Annotated in this window: 15 protein-coding genes; 8 read left to right on the plus strand and 7 right to left on the minus strand. The window is 61.0% G+C overall.

Annotated features, from left to right (window positions below):
- The 5 genes from addB to SIAM614_RS29195 all read left to right on the plus strand — a co-directional run.
- On the plus strand, nucleotides 1–1,291 hold a 1,291-nt coding region (gene addB / locus SIAM614_RS29175), incomplete at its 5' end, for a double-strand break repair protein AddB (protein ID WP_040441467.1).
- Nucleotides 1,261–4,797 (plus strand): double-strand break repair helicase AddA, encoded by a 3,537-nt coding sequence (addA, locus tag SIAM614_RS29180; protein ID WP_006940245.1) that lies wholly within the window; start codon nucleotides 1,261–1,263, stop codon nucleotides 4,795–4,797. The genes addB and addA, both read left to right, overlap by 31 nt.
- A gap of 85 nt (nucleotides 4,798–4,882) precedes the next feature.
- Nucleotides 4,883–5,203: a thioredoxin gene (gene trxA / locus SIAM614_RS29185; RefSeq protein WP_006940246.1), complete on the plus strand. Its 321-nt coding sequence runs from the start codon at nucleotides 4,883–4,885 to the stop codon at nucleotides 5,201–5,203.
- A 145-nt stretch (nucleotides 5,204–5,348) separates the two neighbouring features.
- A complete protein-coding gene (grpE, locus tag SIAM614_RS29190) occupies nucleotides 5,349–5,972 on the plus strand; it encodes a nucleotide exchange factor GrpE (RefSeq protein ID WP_006940247.1) in 624 nt (207 codons plus the stop codon).
- Nucleotides 5,973–6,213: 241 nt separating this feature from the next.
- Nucleotides 6,214–6,834 (plus strand): trimeric intracellular cation channel family protein, encoded by a 621-nt coding sequence (locus tag SIAM614_RS29195; protein ID WP_006940248.1) that lies wholly within the window; start codon nucleotides 6,214–6,216, stop codon nucleotides 6,832–6,834.
- Nucleotides 6,835–7,344: 510 nt separating this feature from the next.
- Here the strand turns inward: SIAM614_RS29195 and SIAM614_RS29200 are convergent.
- The 5 genes from SIAM614_RS29200 to SIAM614_RS29220 all read right to left on the minus strand — a co-directional run bounded on the left by SIAM614_RS29200 (nucleotide 7,345) and on the right by SIAM614_RS29220 (nucleotide 11,070).
- The gene (locus tag SIAM614_RS29200; RefSeq protein ID WP_006940252.1) at nucleotides 7,345–8,253 is read right to left on the minus strand and encodes an ornithine cyclodeaminase; all 909 of its coding nucleotides are present in this window, start codon (nucleotides 8,251–8,253) and stop codon (nucleotides 7,345–7,347) included.
- A gap of 15 nt (nucleotides 8,254–8,268) precedes the next feature.
- Nucleotides 8,269–8,634, minus strand: a complete 366-nt coding sequence (locus SIAM614_RS29205; protein WP_006940253.1) for a lipopolysaccharide assembly protein LapA domain-containing protein — start codon at nucleotides 8,632–8,634, stop codon at nucleotides 8,269–8,271.
- A gap of 64 nt (nucleotides 8,635–8,698) precedes the next feature.
- A complete protein-coding gene (gene ihfB / locus SIAM614_RS29210; protein WP_006940254.1) occupies nucleotides 8,699–8,998 on the minus strand; it encodes an integration host factor subunit beta in 300 nt (99 codons plus the stop codon).
- A gap of 15 nt (nucleotides 8,999–9,013) precedes the next feature.
- On the minus strand, nucleotides 9,014–10,000 hold the full coding sequence (sppA, locus tag SIAM614_RS29215; protein ID WP_006940255.1) for a signal peptide peptidase SppA: 987 nt from the start codon (nucleotides 9,998–10,000) through the stop codon (nucleotides 9,014–9,016).
- A 146-nt stretch (nucleotides 10,001–10,146) separates the two neighbouring features.
- A complete protein-coding gene (locus SIAM614_RS29220) occupies nucleotides 10,147–11,070 on the minus strand; it encodes a MurR/RpiR family transcriptional regulator (RefSeq protein WP_006940257.1) in 924 nt (307 codons plus the stop codon).
- 169 nt (nucleotides 11,071–11,239) lie between these two features.
- On the opposite strand from SIAM614_RS29220, the gene SIAM614_RS29225 reads away from it, so the two are divergent.
- Genes SIAM614_RS29225 through SIAM614_RS29235 form a run of 3 tightly spaced genes read left to right on the plus strand, consistent with a single transcriptional unit; the run spans nucleotide 11,240 to nucleotide 14,110 of the window.
- Nucleotides 11,240–11,749 carry a TRAP transporter small permease gene (locus tag SIAM614_RS29225; RefSeq protein WP_006940259.1) on the plus strand — a complete coding sequence of 170 codons (510 nt, stop codon included), beginning with the start codon at nucleotides 11,240–11,242 and terminating at the stop codon, nucleotides 11,747–11,749.
- Nucleotides 11,746–13,029 carry a TRAP transporter large permease gene (locus tag SIAM614_RS29230; protein ID WP_006940261.1) on the plus strand — a complete coding sequence of 428 codons (1,284 nt, stop codon included), beginning with the start codon at nucleotides 11,746–11,748 and terminating at the stop codon, nucleotides 13,027–13,029. Before SIAM614_RS29225 ends, SIAM614_RS29230 begins: the two co-directional genes overlap by 4 nt.
- A 34-nt stretch (nucleotides 13,030–13,063) precedes the next feature.
- Nucleotides 13,064–14,110: a TRAP transporter substrate-binding protein gene (locus SIAM614_RS29235; protein ID WP_040441468.1), complete on the plus strand. Its 1,047-nt coding sequence runs from the start codon at nucleotides 13,064–13,066 to the stop codon at nucleotides 14,108–14,110.
- A 144-nt stretch (nucleotides 14,111–14,254) separates the two neighbouring features.
- On the opposite strand, the gene SIAM614_RS29240 is transcribed toward SIAM614_RS29235, so the two are convergent.
- Complete coding sequence (locus tag SIAM614_RS29240; RefSeq protein ID WP_006940265.1) at nucleotides 14,255–14,683, minus strand: FKBP-type peptidyl-prolyl cis-trans isomerase; 429 nt, start codon at nucleotides 14,681–14,683, stop codon at nucleotides 14,255–14,257.
- Nucleotides 14,684–14,918: 235 nt separating this feature from the next.
- A complete protein-coding gene (locus SIAM614_RS29245; RefSeq protein WP_040441470.1) occupies nucleotides 14,919–15,917 on the minus strand; it encodes an isopenicillin N synthase family dioxygenase in 999 nt (332 codons plus the stop codon).
- Nucleotides 15,918–16,018 lie beyond the last annotated feature (101 nt).

Genomic DNA, 16,018 nt, shown 5'->3' on the forward strand with positions numbered 1-16,018 from the left:
CGTGCGGCGCAGGCTGCCGGGCGATCAGCGGGTGCAGATCCTTGGCCCTATGGAAGCCCGGCTTCAGACCTTCGATTTCGCCATCCTGGGCGGCCTCAACGAAGGTATCTGGCCACAGCGCACGCGCAACGATCCGTGGCTGAACCGTCCGATGAAGCGCGACATGGGACTTGAACCGCCGGAACGCCGGCTTGGTGCGGCTGCGCATGATTTCGCGCAAGGTATGGGGGCGCGGCGTGTCCTTCTTTCGCGGGCCGCCCGCTCCGATGGTGCGCCCACCGTCGCATCCCGCTGGCTGCAGCGTCTGACGACGCTGGCCGGGCCGGATCTGACGAAACAACTGGAAGCGCAAGGCGCCATTTATTCCGCTCTTGCTGCCCAGCTTGACCGGCCCGAAGGTGCGGTGCGGCCCGCGTCCCGCCCCCAGCCCCGTCCACTTTTGGCAGCGCGCCCGAAGTCGCTCTCGATTACGGAAATCGAGCGCCTGATCCGCGATCCTTATGCGATCTTCGCCCGTCATGTGCTTGAATTGCAGCCGGTCGATCCGATTGGAGGCGAACCAGGCGCGGCCGACAAGGGCAATCTCATTCATGATGCGCTCGCCGACTTCCTGCTGACCTGGACCGGTCCTTTCGACGACAAGGCCGTGAAGGCCCTGACGGAGATCGGCGAGGAGCTGTTCGAACCCCTTGATGCCTTCCCGGCGATCCGGGCGCTCTGGTGGCCGCGCTTTCAGAAGATTGCAGCCGGCTTCGTTGCCTATGAAGCAAGACGGTCGCAACACGTCAGTCAGCGGTTCCTGGAAATCGGCGGTGGCGTGGAGATGAAGCTGCCCGGCTTCGATTTCCGCCTGCGTGGCCGGGCTGACCGCATCGACCTTCTGAGCGGCGGCGGGCTTTCGGTGGTCGATTACAAGACAGGGCAGGTGCCCTCGCAAAAGCAGGTCGACGCGCTGCTGTCTCCGCAGTTGCCTCTTGAGGCGGCGATGATCCGTCGGTTCGGCTTCAAGGATGTGCCGGCTGATGCCCCGATTTCCGAGCTTTTGTATCTGCAGCTGAAGGGCGGTAGCGAACCGGTGATCGAAGCGCCGCGGAACCCGAAGGAAACGCCGCTGGAAGATCTGGTGGAAGATGCCTGGAAACGCCTGGAACAGTTGATCGCCCACTATGTCAGGGAAGACACCGGCTACCTCTCCCGCGCCCGCGTGATGCGCGAACGACAGATGGGCGGTGACTATGATCATCTCGCCAGAACCCAGGAATGGGCGCTTGGATCGGAGGAGGCGTCGTGAGCTTTCAGATCCCTGAAGTCACCAGACAGCGGCAGGACCTTGCCTCCCGCCCGCGGGCCTCCGCCTGGGTGAGCGCCAATGCCGGATCGGGCAAGACCTTCGTTCTGTCCCGCCGGGTAGTGCGGCTGCTTCTGGATGGCACCGATCCTTCCCGCATTCTGGCGCTGACCTTCACCAAGGCCGCCGCAGCTGAAATGGCGACCCGTGTTTTCAAGATCCTGGGTGAATGGGTCACCAAGGATGATGAAGCACTCGCGGCCGAATTGCAGGACATCGAAGGCCGCAAGCCCGATGCCGCGCGCCTTGCCATGGCGCGCCGCCTGTTTGCCCGTGCGCTGGAAACGCCGGGCGGACTGAAGATCCAGACCATCCACGGTTTCTGCGAATCCCTGCTGCACCAGTTTCCGCTGGAAGCGAATGTCGCCGGCCATTTTGCCGTGCTCGATGACCGCGTGGCGGCCGAACTCATGGCAGCTTCGCGCGCCACCGTGCTGCATGTCGCCGAGACCGAGCCGGAAAGCGCTTTCGGCAGGGCGCTGGCATCCGTCATCGATCTGATGAGCGATGGCGGTGCGCAGAAGGCGCTGGACGAATTGATCCAGAGCCGCGACGCCTTCCGCCGCTGGACGGTCGATGCCGTCGATCTGGAAACCGCGCTTGCGGAATTGGCCGAACTTCTGGAAACGGACCCGGCCCTGCGGCTGGCGGACTTCGACGAACAGTTCCGGACCGCTTGCCCGCTCGATCTGAACACCTGTCTTGCCTATGCCGAGGCTCTGCGCACCGGCACCAAGACCGATCAGGCCCGTGCGGACGATCTCGTTGCTGCCGCAAGGTTCACGGGCAGTGCTGCCGCATTCCGCGAGGCCTGGCAGGCAATCTTTCTGACGGCCAAGCTTGAACCCCGCAAGTCGCTTGCCACCAAGAAGGTCGCCGAGGCGTTCCCTGAGATGCTTGAAGCGCTTGAGGCTGAACAGCAGCGCCTTCTGGCCTTGCTGGACCAGCGCCGCAAGGTCGCGACCTATGAGGGGACATCCTCGCTGCTGCGGCTCGCCGATGCGGTGATCGGCCATTACGAACGTGCGAAGACCGCCCGTGGCTATCTCGATTTCGAGGATCTGGTGGTCAAGACGGCAACGCTGTTGCAGAAGTCGGACGCCGCGCTCTGGGTGCAATACAAGCTCGATCAGGGGCTCGACCATATCCTTGTTGACGAGGCCCAGGACACCAGCCCGCGCCAATGGGAAGTGGTGACCTCGCTCGCCTCTGAATTTTTCGCCGGGACCGGAGCAAGGGACCGGGTGCGCACGCTGTTTGCGGTGGGTGACGAAAAACAGTCGATCTACTCGTTCCAGGGGGCTGTTCCGGCCTACTTCGACGCCATGCGCCGGGCCTTTTCCGGCAAGGCCGAGGCTGCGGAGCTGGAGTTCCACTCCGTCAATCTGCAGCTCTCCTTCCGCTCCACGCCGGATGTGCTGGGAGCGGTCGACAAGGTGTTTCACGACGAAAGCGCCCACAAGGGCCTGTCGCAGGACGTGAAGGCACCGGTTCACGAAGCCATCCGCCGCGACCCGGGGATTGTCGATCTGTGGCCTCTGGAAGCCGAAGCCGAGATCGAGGAACCGGACGACTGGCGCCAGCCGATCGATCATGTCGGCTCGGGCAGCCCGATGCTGAAGGTGGCAAGGCGCATCGCAGCGGAGATCGCCCAGTGGATGCGCGACGGCACGGCCGATCCCGGCGACGTGATGATCCTCGTGCGCAAGCGCGGACCTTTTGTCGAAGCGCTCAACCGCGAACTGAAGGAGCTGGACATTCCGGCTGCCGGTAGCGACCGCCTTGTGCTGACGGACCATATCGCTGTTCAGGATCTCGCCGCCCTCGGCCGGTTTCTGCTGCTGCCGGAAGACGACCTGTCGCTTGCCTGCGTGTTGAAGAGCCCGCTGTTCGACCTGACGGACGACGACCTTCTGGAGGTTGCCCGGGAAACGCCGGAAAAGGTGCGGCCCGGAACGCTGTGGCAGATGCTGGTGAAGCGGTCCGACACGTCTGACAAGTGGAAGGCCGTGCGCGCAAAGCTGGAAGACTGGCGCGCGCGCGCCGACTTCGTGCCGCCTTACGAATTCTATGCCCGTCTTCTGGGGGCCGATGGTGGCCGCAAGGCCTTTCGCGCCCGCCTCGGGGTGGAAGTCGATGATGTTCTGGACGAGTTCCTGGCGCTGACCATCGCCTATGAGCAATCCGGAACGCCGGGCCTGGAAGGCTTTCTCGCCTGGATGGCGGCGGCACCGACCGAGATCAAGCGCGAGCTGACCAATACCAAGGGCATGGTCCGCATCATGACCGTGCATGGCTCCAAGGGGCTGGAAGCGCGCATCGTCATCCTGGTCGATCCGGGCGCGGCACCCGTCAGCGCCATCCACGATCCGGCTTTCCTGCCGCGCAGGCGCCTGGAAAACGATCTGCTGCCACCAGCTCTGGTGTGGCTGCCGCCCAAGGCAGACCGGACGCCCTGGCACGATGCCGCTGTGGAAGCCTTGCGGGATGCACAGGAGGAGGAATACCGGCGCCTGCTCTATGTCGCCCTGACCCGTGCCGAGGACCGGCTGATCGTCTGCGGCTGGGAACCGAAACGCGGTGCCCACGAGAACTGCTGGTATTCCATGGTTTCGCGGGCGTTGAAGCCCGAGGCACGTGAATTGACCGCTAGCGACGGGGCCGTTTCGGCCTGGCGCTGGCAGAAGGAAGGAACCGCTGCCGGGCCGGAGGCAGGTGGTGCCGCGCATGTGTCTGCAGAGCCGGGCAGCGAAGAACCGCCGTTGCCGGACTGGCTCTCCACCCCTGTTCGACCACTTCCCAAGAAGAAGCGCCTTCAGCCTTCAAGGGCATTCGAGGCGATGGAGGAGAAGGAGGGCATTGATCCGGTGCCCGCGGTCTCCCGACTTCAGGCCGGCAGGGACCTTGCCTCCTGGCCGCTTGAGCGCGGCCGTTTGATCCACCGGCTTCTGGAGCTGTTGCCGGACATTGCCGAAGGCGAGCGCCTGGCAGCATCGGAGGCCTATCTCAGACAGGCCCTCAAACCGGAATTCGCCGACCGAAGTTCCCATCTTTTGCGGGAGGTAGCGGCGATTCTGGATATGCCGGAATTTGAGACCCTGTTTTGCGGTCATGCCCGCGCCGAAGTTCCGCTGGTCGGGACGATTCGGGCAAGTGATGGGACGGAAGTCGAGATATCCGGCCAGATCGACCGGCTGGTGGTTGAGGATAACCGGGTGGTGATTGTGGATTACAAGACCAATTTCCATCCGCCGGCGTCAGTTGCCGAAATCCCGCTCGAGTACCGCGCACAGCTTTGTGTTTACAGGGAAATGCTGAAGCAGATTTATCCGGGCAGGGAGATTTCCGCCCAGCTTCTGTGGACGGCCGTGCCGAGCCTGATGGAAATCCCTGAAAAGGTACTGGAAGAAACCTTCGCCGGACTGCGTCCTGACGGCACATCGGCTTGACGGCAGGCCCTCGGCTTCCTACGTTCTTGCCAACTGTCGCGCTTACATCGGGTAGGCGCGCTCCTGAGACCTACGAGATCTAGTTATGGCTACCACACAAGTTACCGACTCTTCGTTTGAAGCCGAAGTTCTGAAATCCGACGGCCCGGTCGTGGTCGATTTCTGGGCCGAATGGTGCGGTCCGTGTAAGATGATCGCTCCGGCGCTTGAGGAAATCTCCGAGGAGATGAGCGGCCAGGTGAAGATCACCAAGCTCAACATCGACGAGAACCAGGACATGGCCATGAAGTATGGTGTCCGGTCCATCCCGATGCTGATTCTGTTCAAGGATGGCGAGCCGATGGCAACCCAGATCGGTGCTGCGCCGAAGGGCAAGCTCTCCGATTGGATCAAGAGCGCCCTTTAATCGCGACAAGAGTCTGCGGCTGACCGGCTGCGGTTCATACGAGCGCATCCGGCGGGTAAGCGAAAGCCTATCCGCCGATGCTCTTTGAAAAAACCGCAACCGGTCGTATAAGCACCCGCAAACAGTCTGAGCAAACGGATCATTCATGAGCGACGAAAACAAAAACCCGGAAGAGCAGCCGGCAGAAGCAACGCCGGAAACTGCAGCAGCGGAACAGCCGGAAGCTGTCGAGGCGGCCGGTGTCGATCCGATCGAAGTTCTGAAAGCCGAAAACGCGGATCTGAAAGATCGCGCGCTTCGTGTCATGGCGGAAATGGAAAACCTGCGCCGCCGCACGGAAAAGGAAGTCAAGGACGCCCGGCAATACGCAGTGTCCGGCTTTGCCCGCGACATGCTGACGGTTTCCGACAACCTGCGCCGCGCGCTTGAGGCGTTGCCGGAAGACGACCGCAAGAACGCCGATGCGGGTGTTGCTTCGCTGATCGAAGGTGTTGAGATGATTGAACGCGATCTGCTCAACCAGCTTGAAAAGAACGGCGTCAAGAAGCTGGACCCGGAAGGCCAGAAGTTCGATCCGAACTTCCACCAGGCGATGTTCGAGGTGCCGAACACCGAAGTGCCGAACAACACGGTCGTGCAGGTGATGCAGGCCGGCTACGTCATTGGCGACCGCGTTCTGCGTCCGGCCATGGTCGGCGTTTCAAAGGGCGGTCCGAAGGATGTCGCCGCAACGGCGGAAGCCGGGCAGACGGTCGACAAGAACGCCTGAGGTCAACCGGCCTTGTAGCTTTGAAAGGGCTGCTTCCGTATTGGGCGGAGCAGCCCTTTTTCTTTGGACACGACAGATCAAACGTCTTTCAAAACCGACCAGGTCTGAATGCCTGAATGTCTTCAGCGAGACAGGGTGGTCTTCAGAGGCAAGCCGGTCACCGGTGCGATAGCCCACGGGATGACAAAGACCCGGACCTCAGGTAATGCCTTCATCAAGAACGCGAGGCCTGGGGGACGGAATGCTGCTGCAAATGCTGGATTATCTCGGAGTGGCGGTCTTTGCCATTACCGGCGGTATCGTCGCCTCGCGCAAGCAACTGGATATCGTTGCCTTGCTGTTCTTCGCCACACTGACGGGCATCGGCGGCGGAACGCTGCGGGACCTTTTGCTGGGTGTGCCGGTTTTCTGGGTGGAGAACGAATGGTATTTGTTGGTGTGCTTCGTCGTCAGCGCGCTGGTCTGGTATTTCGCCGAGTGGATCGAAAAGCTCTCCAAGCCTTTGAGGTGGGCCGATGCCGTCGGCATCGCGGCCTATTCGGTCATGGGGGCGGCCAAGGCGCTGACGGTGGGAGACACGATCCTTGTGGCAATCCTCATGGGTGTCTCGACAGCAACCTTCGGCGGCATCCTGCGGGATACCATTGCCGGTGAACCCTCTTCCATCGTGAAGCCGGAGATCTACGTCGGTGCGGCCTTTGCTGGCGCGGGCGGGTTCGTGGTGCTGGTGCAACTGGGCGCACCGCAACTTCTTGCCGCGATCCTTGCCGCAAGCTGTGCGCTGATCCTGCGCGGAGGCGCGATCCAGCGTGGCTGGACCTTGCCCGGACATCGCTCGGGAACGGGCTCGGCTGACGGGTAAGCCGGCCGGCTACCCCGGTGGAGTTGAGTGCCCTGAAACGACAAAAGCCGGTCCATGAGGAACCGGCTTTGCGTTTCTCGGTTTTGTTTTGGTACGGTCAAGAGAACATACCAGCCCTTTCCAGCGGGCCGTACCTGCGTGCCGGGGCAAGCCACCAGCATGACTTCAAGGCCTTTGAGCATGTCGCATTTTTGCGGAAACGTTTTTCACCGTCTGAAATCAGGGATTTCATCGCAAAAAGCGATAAAAGATATTTCCCGTTAAACGCGACACGCCTTAATAGACAAGCCCTGAGCAGGCTGACACATAGTAGATCAGCCCAAGTGCGATTGCCGGAAGGCTCGCCGAATAGGCAAGCGTCGTCAGCATGTTAAGCTCCTTCAAATTTAAAATTCGGAAGCGACCTCATAGGGGGTGGCCCACTGTCTGGGCAACCCTCATGGGCACACTCTTTGGTGGTTTCCCACTGCTGATCGTGGATATGGTGGCTAAGGCCACAACTTCCAGTGATTACGTTCTCAAAAAAACGTGTGCGGCCAGGGCATAGTCGGCAAGGCCTGTGCGCCGAGCGGGCAAAAACAGTGTGCGCTGGCCATAGTAACGCCGGCCGGCCTTGCTGCCCTGCGTGAGGTCCTTCAGATCGGCAGCCCATTCCAGATCCGATCGTGGCGGTTCGCTCAGGTCAGTGGTGAACAGCCGGGCTTCCTGCAACAGTTCCGTCGGCAATTGCGCTGCGGGGTCGAGCACATCGATATGACAGCCGGCGGGAGGGTCCAGATAGGTGAGGGCGTGGTAAGTGCCCGTATCCTTTTCCGGGCCGGCGATGCAGATCATGTCCGCGCCTTCCTGCGCGGCGTAGATTTCACTGGTGACGCCGACATTCACCCCCTTCAGGGCGGGCAGGGAAGCCACTCGCTTCTGGATCTCCGGAGAGACGCCTGCCAGGAGGATCGACGTCAGATTACGGACGGCGGCGTAGCCGCTCAGCAGCCGGGGCAGCCTCGGGTCGTCGCCAATAACCAGCAGCCGGGAGGTGTCTTCCCGGGAGAGGTAGCTTGCACCCAGGGCATGTAGGCCGGAGGTTCGCCAGACGGTGAGGCGCATTCCGTCCAGAAGGGCGATCGGTTGTCCGCCGGAGCCCGAAAACAGCAGATAGAGACTGGAAGAAAGCCCGGCTTGTTCTGGAAGATCCAGTGCCAGAGAGCAGCCGATGTAACCGCGCTTGACGTCGCCCTGTGCGGCGAAGTCGGTCCAGGCCGGTTGGACGGTGAGCGCGCCTTGCTGCTGGTTCAGCCGGTCAATAGGCAGGGGGGAGGCCTGAGGTGCGACGGTGCTGGAGCGATAGGCCCGGCGCAGCGTTTCAAGGACGGCCCTGTCTTCCAGGCAGGCATCGATCTCGTCGCTGGAGATAATACGCATGAGAGTGTCGGCCGGTCAGGCGGCGTTGCGGTTGCCCGGTCCTGCCAGCCCTTTGATGCCGGTTGCCGGCTGGGTTACGGTGTTCATTTCCCGCAGCTGGTCGGCTTCCTTGTGCCACTTAGCGGCCTCACGCCGCTTTACGCGGGCTTCCTTGCGCCAGCGGCCCTGTTTCGCCCATGCGCCAAGTCCGCCGATGATGATGCCGACACCCAGACTTGCGAAGATGATCCAGAACAGCGGAATGTCCGTGATCGTCAGGCGCGGATCCTGCGGGTCGAGGGGATTGAGCGACAGGGAAACCGTGTGGCGGTTTGCCACGGACAATGGGATCAGGACCACCGCGATTGCGAACAAGATCACGTTCTTGAGGAAACGGGTCACTGGGTTCTCCCGGTTTTGGCCAGATCAGACGTCGATATTAAATGGCGTGTCGTGGCGAGCGCAATCAGTCGTCGCCGTGGTCCACACCATCGTTCAACCGTATACGCATTTCCTTGCCGGTTTTGAAGAAGGGTACGAATTTTTCATCCACTTCCACCTTCTGGCCGGTGCGCGGATTGCGGCCGACGCGGGCGGGGCGGTTCTTGACGGAAAACGCGCCGAAGCCGCGCAATTCAACGCGGTCGCCACGCATGAGCGCTTCGGTGACCTCATCCAAGATGGCGTTGACGATGTTCTCAACGTCCCGCTGATAGAGATGCGGATTTTGTTCGGCGATATGCTGAACCAGCTCAGATTTGATCATGAAGTGCCCCCTCGTTTACGGATTATTGTCTGCCGCGCCAGAAGCCTGCCAAACGGATACGAGCCCGTCAAGCGTAAGCCCTCGTGGAATCAGCCCCTTAGCTTCACTAACCGGCTCCAGAAGAGCCGAGCCGATGCCTTTTCCGAACTCTCGCGACACGCGTGACGAAAACGGCAGTTCTTCCAGATTATCGTTGGTGCTCCAGGTGACGACCGGAAGATCCTTCGCAACACCCTTTTCACTTACCAGCCAGTCGATTGCGGCATCTTCGCCGCCAATGGCATCGACCAGCTTTTCTGTCAGGGCATCATGGCCCGTCAGAATACGGCCATCGGCCAATTCCTTGGCTCTGGGCGGGGCCAGGGACCGGCGCTCGGCAACCAGGGAAACGAACCAGTCGTAGGAGTTGTTGACCAGCTTTTGCAGCATGGCCCGTGCCTCGGGGCTCGTCTGGGAATAGAAGTCGGGCTCCGCCTTCAGCGGGGCACTCTTGACCGCATCCATTTCCACGCCGACCGTTTCCATCAGTTTGCTGATGTTGCCGAACTGGAACAGGACGCCGATGGAGCCGGTGATGGAATTGTATCTTGCAACGATGTGGTCGGACGCCAGGGCGATCATGTAGCCCGCAGAGGTGCCGATGGTGCGGATTTCGGCAACAACCGGCTTTTTCTCGGAAAGCTTGCGCAATGCTTCATAGAGCGCTTCGCCGCCAGTCGTGCTGCCGCCGGGGGAATTGATAGAGATCACCACACCCTTGACCGCGTCGGACTTGCCGATCTTGTCGATCATCTGCAACGTCTTGCGGCTTTCGAGGATGACGCCTTCGATCGGAATTCGCGCGATATGTGCTGTCCGCTTGGACAATTCAGAGCCGCCGGAGACATAAAGCAGCCCTCCAATCAGGGCGGCGGCGATGACGACAAAGGTCGCGATCCGCCAGAAGGTCACTTTGCGTCTGAGGCGCCGTCTGTCCACCAGCGCGTCAACATCTACCGACATGAATACGATGTCCCCGACAAGAGCTTATGAAAACCAATAACATACATAGGGTGACCGTTGTAGGAAATGCAATCGGCTTCTCTCAGTTTGGCAGCAGAATGCGGCAGATTCTGGCAAGCCGGCGCAGTTTCACGTGTTCTTGGCCCTCAATCGCCCAGTGGTTGAGGCCCGGTGCGGCCATGAAACGCAGTCAGCGAGGAGCGGATCCGGCGCAGGTTTTCGCTGGTCGTCGCGGCGCGAACCTGGGCAACCGTCATCGCGATGGCGTCGACAATCACCAGATGCGCATAGCGCGAGGCGGTCGGTTTGTAGATATCCGGGTCCTCGGGAAGATCCACCAGAATGGGGATCTTGGAAATCAGCGCCAGGCGGGAGCCTTTGGGTGCAATCGCGATGGTAGTTGCACCATACCCACCGGCGATTTCAGCCGCGCTGACCAGTTCGTCCGCTTCGCCGCTGGCGGAAACGCACAGCAGCACGTCGTCGGGGCCCAGTGTCGCCGCACGCATTTGCAGAAGGTAGCTGTCATGCAGGGCAACGGTCGGGATGCCCAGCCGGAAGAACCGGCTGGCCGCTTCTCCCGCCACCATCGTCGAGCCGCCGCCGATCCCGGCGGTGAGCAACTGCCGGCATGCGGCGATCTTTTCGACAGCCCGCTCGATAACGGCCGGATCGACCTGCTGGCGCATGACGTTCGCGGTCGCATAGAGAGCCCCCAGAACGCGGTCGATCGCGGTGTCGCTGGCGACCTGCTCGGAGGTCGAGGGCGCGGAAATATATTGCAGGCTGACGGCCAGGTTCTGGGCCAGGCGCAGCTTGAATTCCCGGAAACCGTCGCAGCCGAGCGTCCGGCAAAAGCGGACCACCGTCGGCGTGCTGACGCTGCAGGCCTTCGCGAGTTCGGCGATTGTCATGTCCGATATGGCGGACAGGTGGTTCTGCACGTAGTCCGCGACCTTCTGTTCCCGTGCCGGAAACTGGCCGGCATGGTCGCGCAGCGCCGAAATGAGATCGATAGCGGCATGGCCGTTGGTATTGTCGCCGGTCGGGGTTCTGATTTTTGCCTGCACACATGACTCCCTGGTTGCAGGATTTGTAATTTGATTACACAAAGTCGTCAATCAGCACCTGATTATAGCCTTCATCGACGCAAAAATGTAATTTAAAAACAAAATAGGCTTGACGAAACGCAATATCTGCTCTGAAAATGTAATTAAGATACATTTCGTTGGAGGGGTTATGCACGAGTGGGCTGCCAGAACCAGCGCCAGGCTGAATACGGGCGTCGAGGCTGTAATTGCTATCCTGATGGCACTTCTGGTGCTTGATGTCTGGCTGGGTGTGGTGGATCGTTACTTCTTCCACTGGCAGCTACCCTGGCCGGAGATCCTGGCCCGATATCTCATGATCTGGGCCGCCATGCTGGCAGTCTCTTCCGGCATCGCCAGGCGGGATCACATCGGTCTGACAGCCGCCATCATGCGTGTGCCGCTGCCGCTGCGCCGCATCGTTCTGGTGGCCATCGATCTCTGCGTTCTCGCGCTGTTTCTCTATGTGCTGTGGTACGGGCTCGGGTTTGCGGAGAGCGGTGCCAAGCGGCAGGCGATGATTTTCGGCATCAGTCTGCAGCCGTTCTATTCGGCAATTCCGGCCGCCGCAGCCCTGGCCTCGATACAGACTGTTCTGGCGATGATCCGGGACAGCGGAACCCATCTCGACAATCCGCCTTTTGCGGAGGCCGCAGCATGATCGTCGCGGCTGTCTTCATCGGGTTTGTCCTGCTCGGCATGCCCATCGGCTTTGCCATCGGCGCGGCAGGCGTCATTGGCCTCATTCACATGGGTGGCGATCAGTTCCTGGCCATAGGGCCAAGCCGCATCTTCAACGGTCTCAACATCTTTCCGTTCCTGGCGATGCCGTTCTTCATCCTGGCCGGCGAGATCATGAACCAGACCGGGATCACCGACCGGCTGGTGAAGCTGGCGCAGGTTCTGGTCGGCCATTTCCGTGGCGGGCTCGCCCACACCAACATGCTGGCCTCGGTGTTCTTTGCAGGGCTGACCGGGTCGGCCACGGCGGACGCCGCTGCCTTCGGCCGCACACTGGTGCCGGCCATGGTGAAGGAAGGCTACAGGCGCGATTACGCCTGTGCGGTCACGGCGGCCGGTTCAATCATCGGACCGACCATCCCGCCGTCCGGCCTGATGGTCGTCTATGGCTCGCTCATGGGCGTTTCCATCGGCGGGCTTTTCGCGGCAGGCATCCTGCCGGGCCTTGTCATCTGCGGTGTCTGCATGGTCGTCATTGCGCTGGGGGCCGCCCGCAACAGCCTGCCCAAGGCGGAGCGCCGGGCAAACCTGAAGGAAATCGGGCAGGTCTTCGTTTCCTCGATCACCGCCCTCTTGATGCCGGTGATCATCCTGGGAGGAATCCTTGGCGGTGTCGTCACACCGACGGAGGCGGCCTCCATCGCGGTTGCCTATGCACTCTTCATCGGCGCATTCGTCTACCGGACGCTTACGTTGCCTGCGCTCTACCAGATGCTTGTGCGCACGGCGCGCATCACCGGCGTGATCTTCGTCATCATCGCCTTTGCCGGCATTCTCGGCTGGTGGATGAGCTTTGAGAAGATCCCGCAGATGCTGGCCGAGACCATCCTGGGTCTCGCCGACAACCGTTATGCAGTGATTGCCATCATCATCGGGCTTTTGCTGATTGTCGGCATGGTCATGGATATCACCGCCATCCTGATCATCCTGGCGCCGGTTCTTGTGCCGCTCACCGCCCAGGTCGGCCTGGAGCCGATCCATGCGGGGATCATCTTCGTTCTGGCACTCAACATTTCGCTGATGACGCCGCCCGTCGGCGCGTGCCTGTTCGTTCTCTCATCGGTCACCGGTGAGAAGCTGGAACGGATTGCCATCAAGCTGGGGCCGTTCCTGGTCGCCGAGGTGGCTGTGCTGTTCCTGTTCGCCTTCTGGGAAAGCGCGGCGATGTTGCTGCCGCGTGCTCTCGGGTTTGCCCAATAACAAAAAACACCCTGACAGAGGAATGGAGAAAATCATGAAGACGTTTGCAAAAGGGCTTGCGGTCGGGTTGACCGCGGCACTCATGGCCGGCAGCGCGCTGGCAGATGGAAAGGTGCTGAAATTCGGCCACGACAACAAGACAGATCCGTTCGAAAACCCGGCTCACGCCTGCACGGCGGTGTTCTCCAACATCGTCAATGCAGACACGAACGGTGCCGTCGAAGTGGAGGTCTTCGGCTCCAACCAGCTCGGCTCGGCAGCCGAACACGTGCAGCATGTGCGCGACGGCATCATCCAGGCAACGCTGACGTCCACCGGCGCGCTGGCCTGCTACTATCCACGCATCGACGTCTTGAACCTGCCGTTCGCCTTCGCCGACAACGCTGCCACTTACGAGGTGTTCGACGGTGACTTCGGCAAGGCGCTGGCGGCCGATATCGAGGAAGCCCTCGGCGATGTCGTCGTGCTCGGCTTCCCGGACACGGGCGGCTTCTTCGCCGTCACCAATTCCAAGCATCCGATTGCGTCGCTGGACGATTTCGACGGTATCCGCATCCGCACCATGACGCTGCCGTCCCACCAGACCATCATCCAGGCGCTTGGCGCGCAGGCCTATCCACTGTCCTGGGGCGAGGTCTATTCCGGCCTGCAGACGGGCGTCATCGACGGGCAGATGAACCCGGTGCCGATCATTTCCTTCGCGAACTTCTCCGAGGTTCAGAAGTACATGACGCTGACCAACCACCTGTTTTCGCCCTATACGTTCATGGTCAACCGCGACTTCTTCGAGGGTTTGACCGAAGAACAGCAGAAGACCCTGCGCTATGCGGCGGAAAGCTGCGTTACCGCCAGCCGCGGCCTGTCGCGCATCATCGAGGCGTCCGACAGAGGTTTGGCCGGCCTGATGGACAAGATGGAAGTGACGGCTCTGACCGCCGACCAGCGCGCTTCCATGGCGGCAGCGGCTCAGCCGGCGTTTGAAAATCACGTTGCCGAAAATCTCGATCCGAAAGCCAACGAATTGCTCGGGCTCTTCAAGGCCGAGGTCCAGAAAGCCAACGACAGCGTTTATATGGACTGAGGCTGGTCCTGAAATTTCCGCACGACGGCTTGCAGCGTCGTCGTGCGGCTACAAAGAAGCCCCGCGGGAAGCCGCGGGGCTTTTGTTCGTTTGAGCATGCAGAGGCAGGGATGACAAGTCATCTCCACCCGCACGCGCGGCGTATTAGTTGATGGCCGTCAACTGGATTTCGAACGTCAGTGCCTGGCCGGCCAGCGGGTGGTTGGCGTCCAGAACGACTTCGTTTTCGGAAATCTCCACGACCGTCACGGTCATCATCTGGCCGTTCTCTGTCTGCGCCTGAAGCTGCAGGCCGACTTCCAGCGGGATGTTGGCCGGAATGTTGGTCCTCGGAACCGCCTGGCGTGCCCCCGGATTGTGGGCGCCATAGGCGTTGTCCGGTTCGATGCGGACCGTCTTCTCGTCGCCAACCTTCATGCCCGGAATAGCCTGGTCGAGACCCGGGATGATCTGGCCGGACCCGACGGTGAATTCCAGCGGGTCGCGCCCCTCGGAACTGTCGAAGACGGAACCGTCGTCCAGTGTGCCTTTATAGTGAAGACGAACCGTGTCGCCGCTTTTGGCTTCGGTCATGGTGCGTATCGCAATTCTGTCTGTTAGGTGAGTTTTGAGGCCGCGTTGCTTTGGCGGGTGCTCGTCGTGTCCCCAAGCCTAAAGGACGGGCTGCAAAAGTAAAGTCTGACGGTTCGTTCGCTTCTGGATAGTCTTGCGTACAAATCATGCCGGAATTGATGTGACCACGGCACCGGCCGCGTTAAACGATGGGCCTGGTGCCGTGGTTCTACTTCGCTAGAGGTTGAAGCTGCGCTTATTTCTTGCCGAAATTCGCGCCGAGCCGCATCTGAATGTAGTCATGGGCGGTCATCGGTTCATATTTGCCTTCCGGACCGGCAAGTACGGTGTCCATGTTGGCCTGGGCGAAATAGGCCATCGAATAGCGGGGGCCGAGATATTCGTCTGGCTTGGGCATGCGCACCCGGTGCAGGTTGGACAGCAGCTTGTCGTCCGACCAGCGCATCAGCATGTCGCCGATGTTGCAGGTGATCACGCCTTCCAGCGGCGGCACGTCGGTCCAGGCAATCGCCCGGCCCTGGCTGTCCTTGCCCGGGCAGAGCTGAAGCCCGCCCTGTCCAGCCTTCTGGTGCAGCAAGGTCAGGCAGTCGAAATCGGTATGGGCACCGGCCCGCCAGAACTTGAAGTCCTCGGGCTTGGCATCTTCCATGCCCAGATAGTGGATCAGCCGCAGGGTCGACTGGTATTCCGGCGTCAGCGGATCGTGGCCTTCTGTAAAGAAATCCGGCGGAAACTTCAGCTTGTCCGCAAAGCAGGACAGCACCTTCATGGCCAGCGCCCAGTTGTGTCGCTCGAATGCCAGCATGGTCGCCTTGAAGCCGGAAAGCTCTTCACCCGTCGGCCAGAGGCCATCCATGCGCGGCAGCGTGATCTGGTAGCTTTCCTTCTGATCGGCCGTGCCGGTGGAAGGGCGAACCTGCGCCTTGAACTCCCAGCCGGCGTTGGTGCCGGGCCGGAGGGGATATTTTTCCTTTGTTTCTGCCGGCAGATCAAAAAAGCCGGCGGACAGCCGGAAGGCTTCGTCGATCAGTTCCTGCGGAATGCCGTGGTTGCTGAGCTGAAAAAAGCCGATGTCCGTTGCCGCGGCCCACAGATCCTCGGTGATCTCGGCCTTGCGGGAAAAGAAGTCCGACATGTCAATCTGTGGAATCGCACGGTCGACTGTCTCGCCGACGCCACCAAAGCCTTTTTCCTTTTCCAGTTCCACGAGCCCATAGGATGCAGAGGTGCTCATATTTCCGTTCTCCTTGAGAAAGAGGTCCGGGAGCAATGACCCGTGCCGAACGGCACTGACAGCTTCTACTCCACATTAGAATGCGCCTGCCAAGGGCAGGC

It is taken from the genome of Roseibium aggregatum IAM 12614, assembly GCF_000168975.1.
Taxonomy (GTDB): Bacteria; Pseudomonadota; Alphaproteobacteria; order Rhizobiales; family Stappiaceae; genus Roseibium; species Roseibium aggregatum.

Bases quoted from the DNA above. Each gene is read 5' to 3' on its own strand.
- addA (WP_006940245.1), top strand. From the start codon at position 1,261: ATGGGCGCTTGGATCGGAGGAGGCGTCGTGAGCTTTCAGATCCCTGAA.
- trxA (WP_006940246.1), top strand. From the start codon at position 4,883: ATGGCTACCACACAAGTTACCGACTCTTCGTTTGAAGCCGAAGTTCTG.
- grpE (WP_006940247.1), top strand. From the start codon at position 5,349: ATGAGCGACGAAAACAAAAACCCGGAAGAGCAGCCGGCAGAAGCAACG.
- SIAM614_RS29195 (WP_006940248.1), top strand. From the start codon at position 6,214: ATGCTGCTGCAAATGCTGGATTATCTCGGAGTGGCGGTCTTTGCCATT.
- SIAM614_RS29200 (WP_006940252.1), bottom strand. From the start codon at position 8,253: ATGCGTATTATCTCCAGCGACGAGATCGATGCCTGCCTGGAAGACAGG.
- ihfB (WP_006940254.1), bottom strand. From the start codon at position 8,998: ATGATCAAATCTGAGCTGGTTCAGCATATCGCCGAACAAAATCCGCAT.
- sppA (WP_006940255.1), bottom strand. From the start codon at position 10,000: ATGTCGGTAGATGTTGACGCGCTGGTGGACAGACGGCGCCTCAGACGC.
- SIAM614_RS29225 (WP_006940259.1), top strand. From the start codon at position 11,240: ATGCACGAGTGGGCTGCCAGAACCAGCGCCAGGCTGAATACGGGCGTC.
- SIAM614_RS29230 (WP_006940261.1), top strand. From the start codon at position 11,746: ATGATCGTCGCGGCTGTCTTCATCGGGTTTGTCCTGCTCGGCATGCCC.
- SIAM614_RS29235 (WP_040441468.1), top strand. From the start codon at position 13,064: ATGAAGACGTTTGCAAAAGGGCTTGCGGTCGGGTTGACCGCGGCACTC.
- SIAM614_RS29240 (WP_006940265.1), bottom strand. From the start codon at position 14,683: ATGACCGAAGCCAAAAGCGGCGACACGGTTCGTCTTCACTATAAAGGC.
- SIAM614_RS29245 (WP_040441470.1), bottom strand. From the start codon at position 15,917: ATGAGCACCTCTGCATCCTATGGGCTCGTGGAACTGGAAAAGGAAAAA.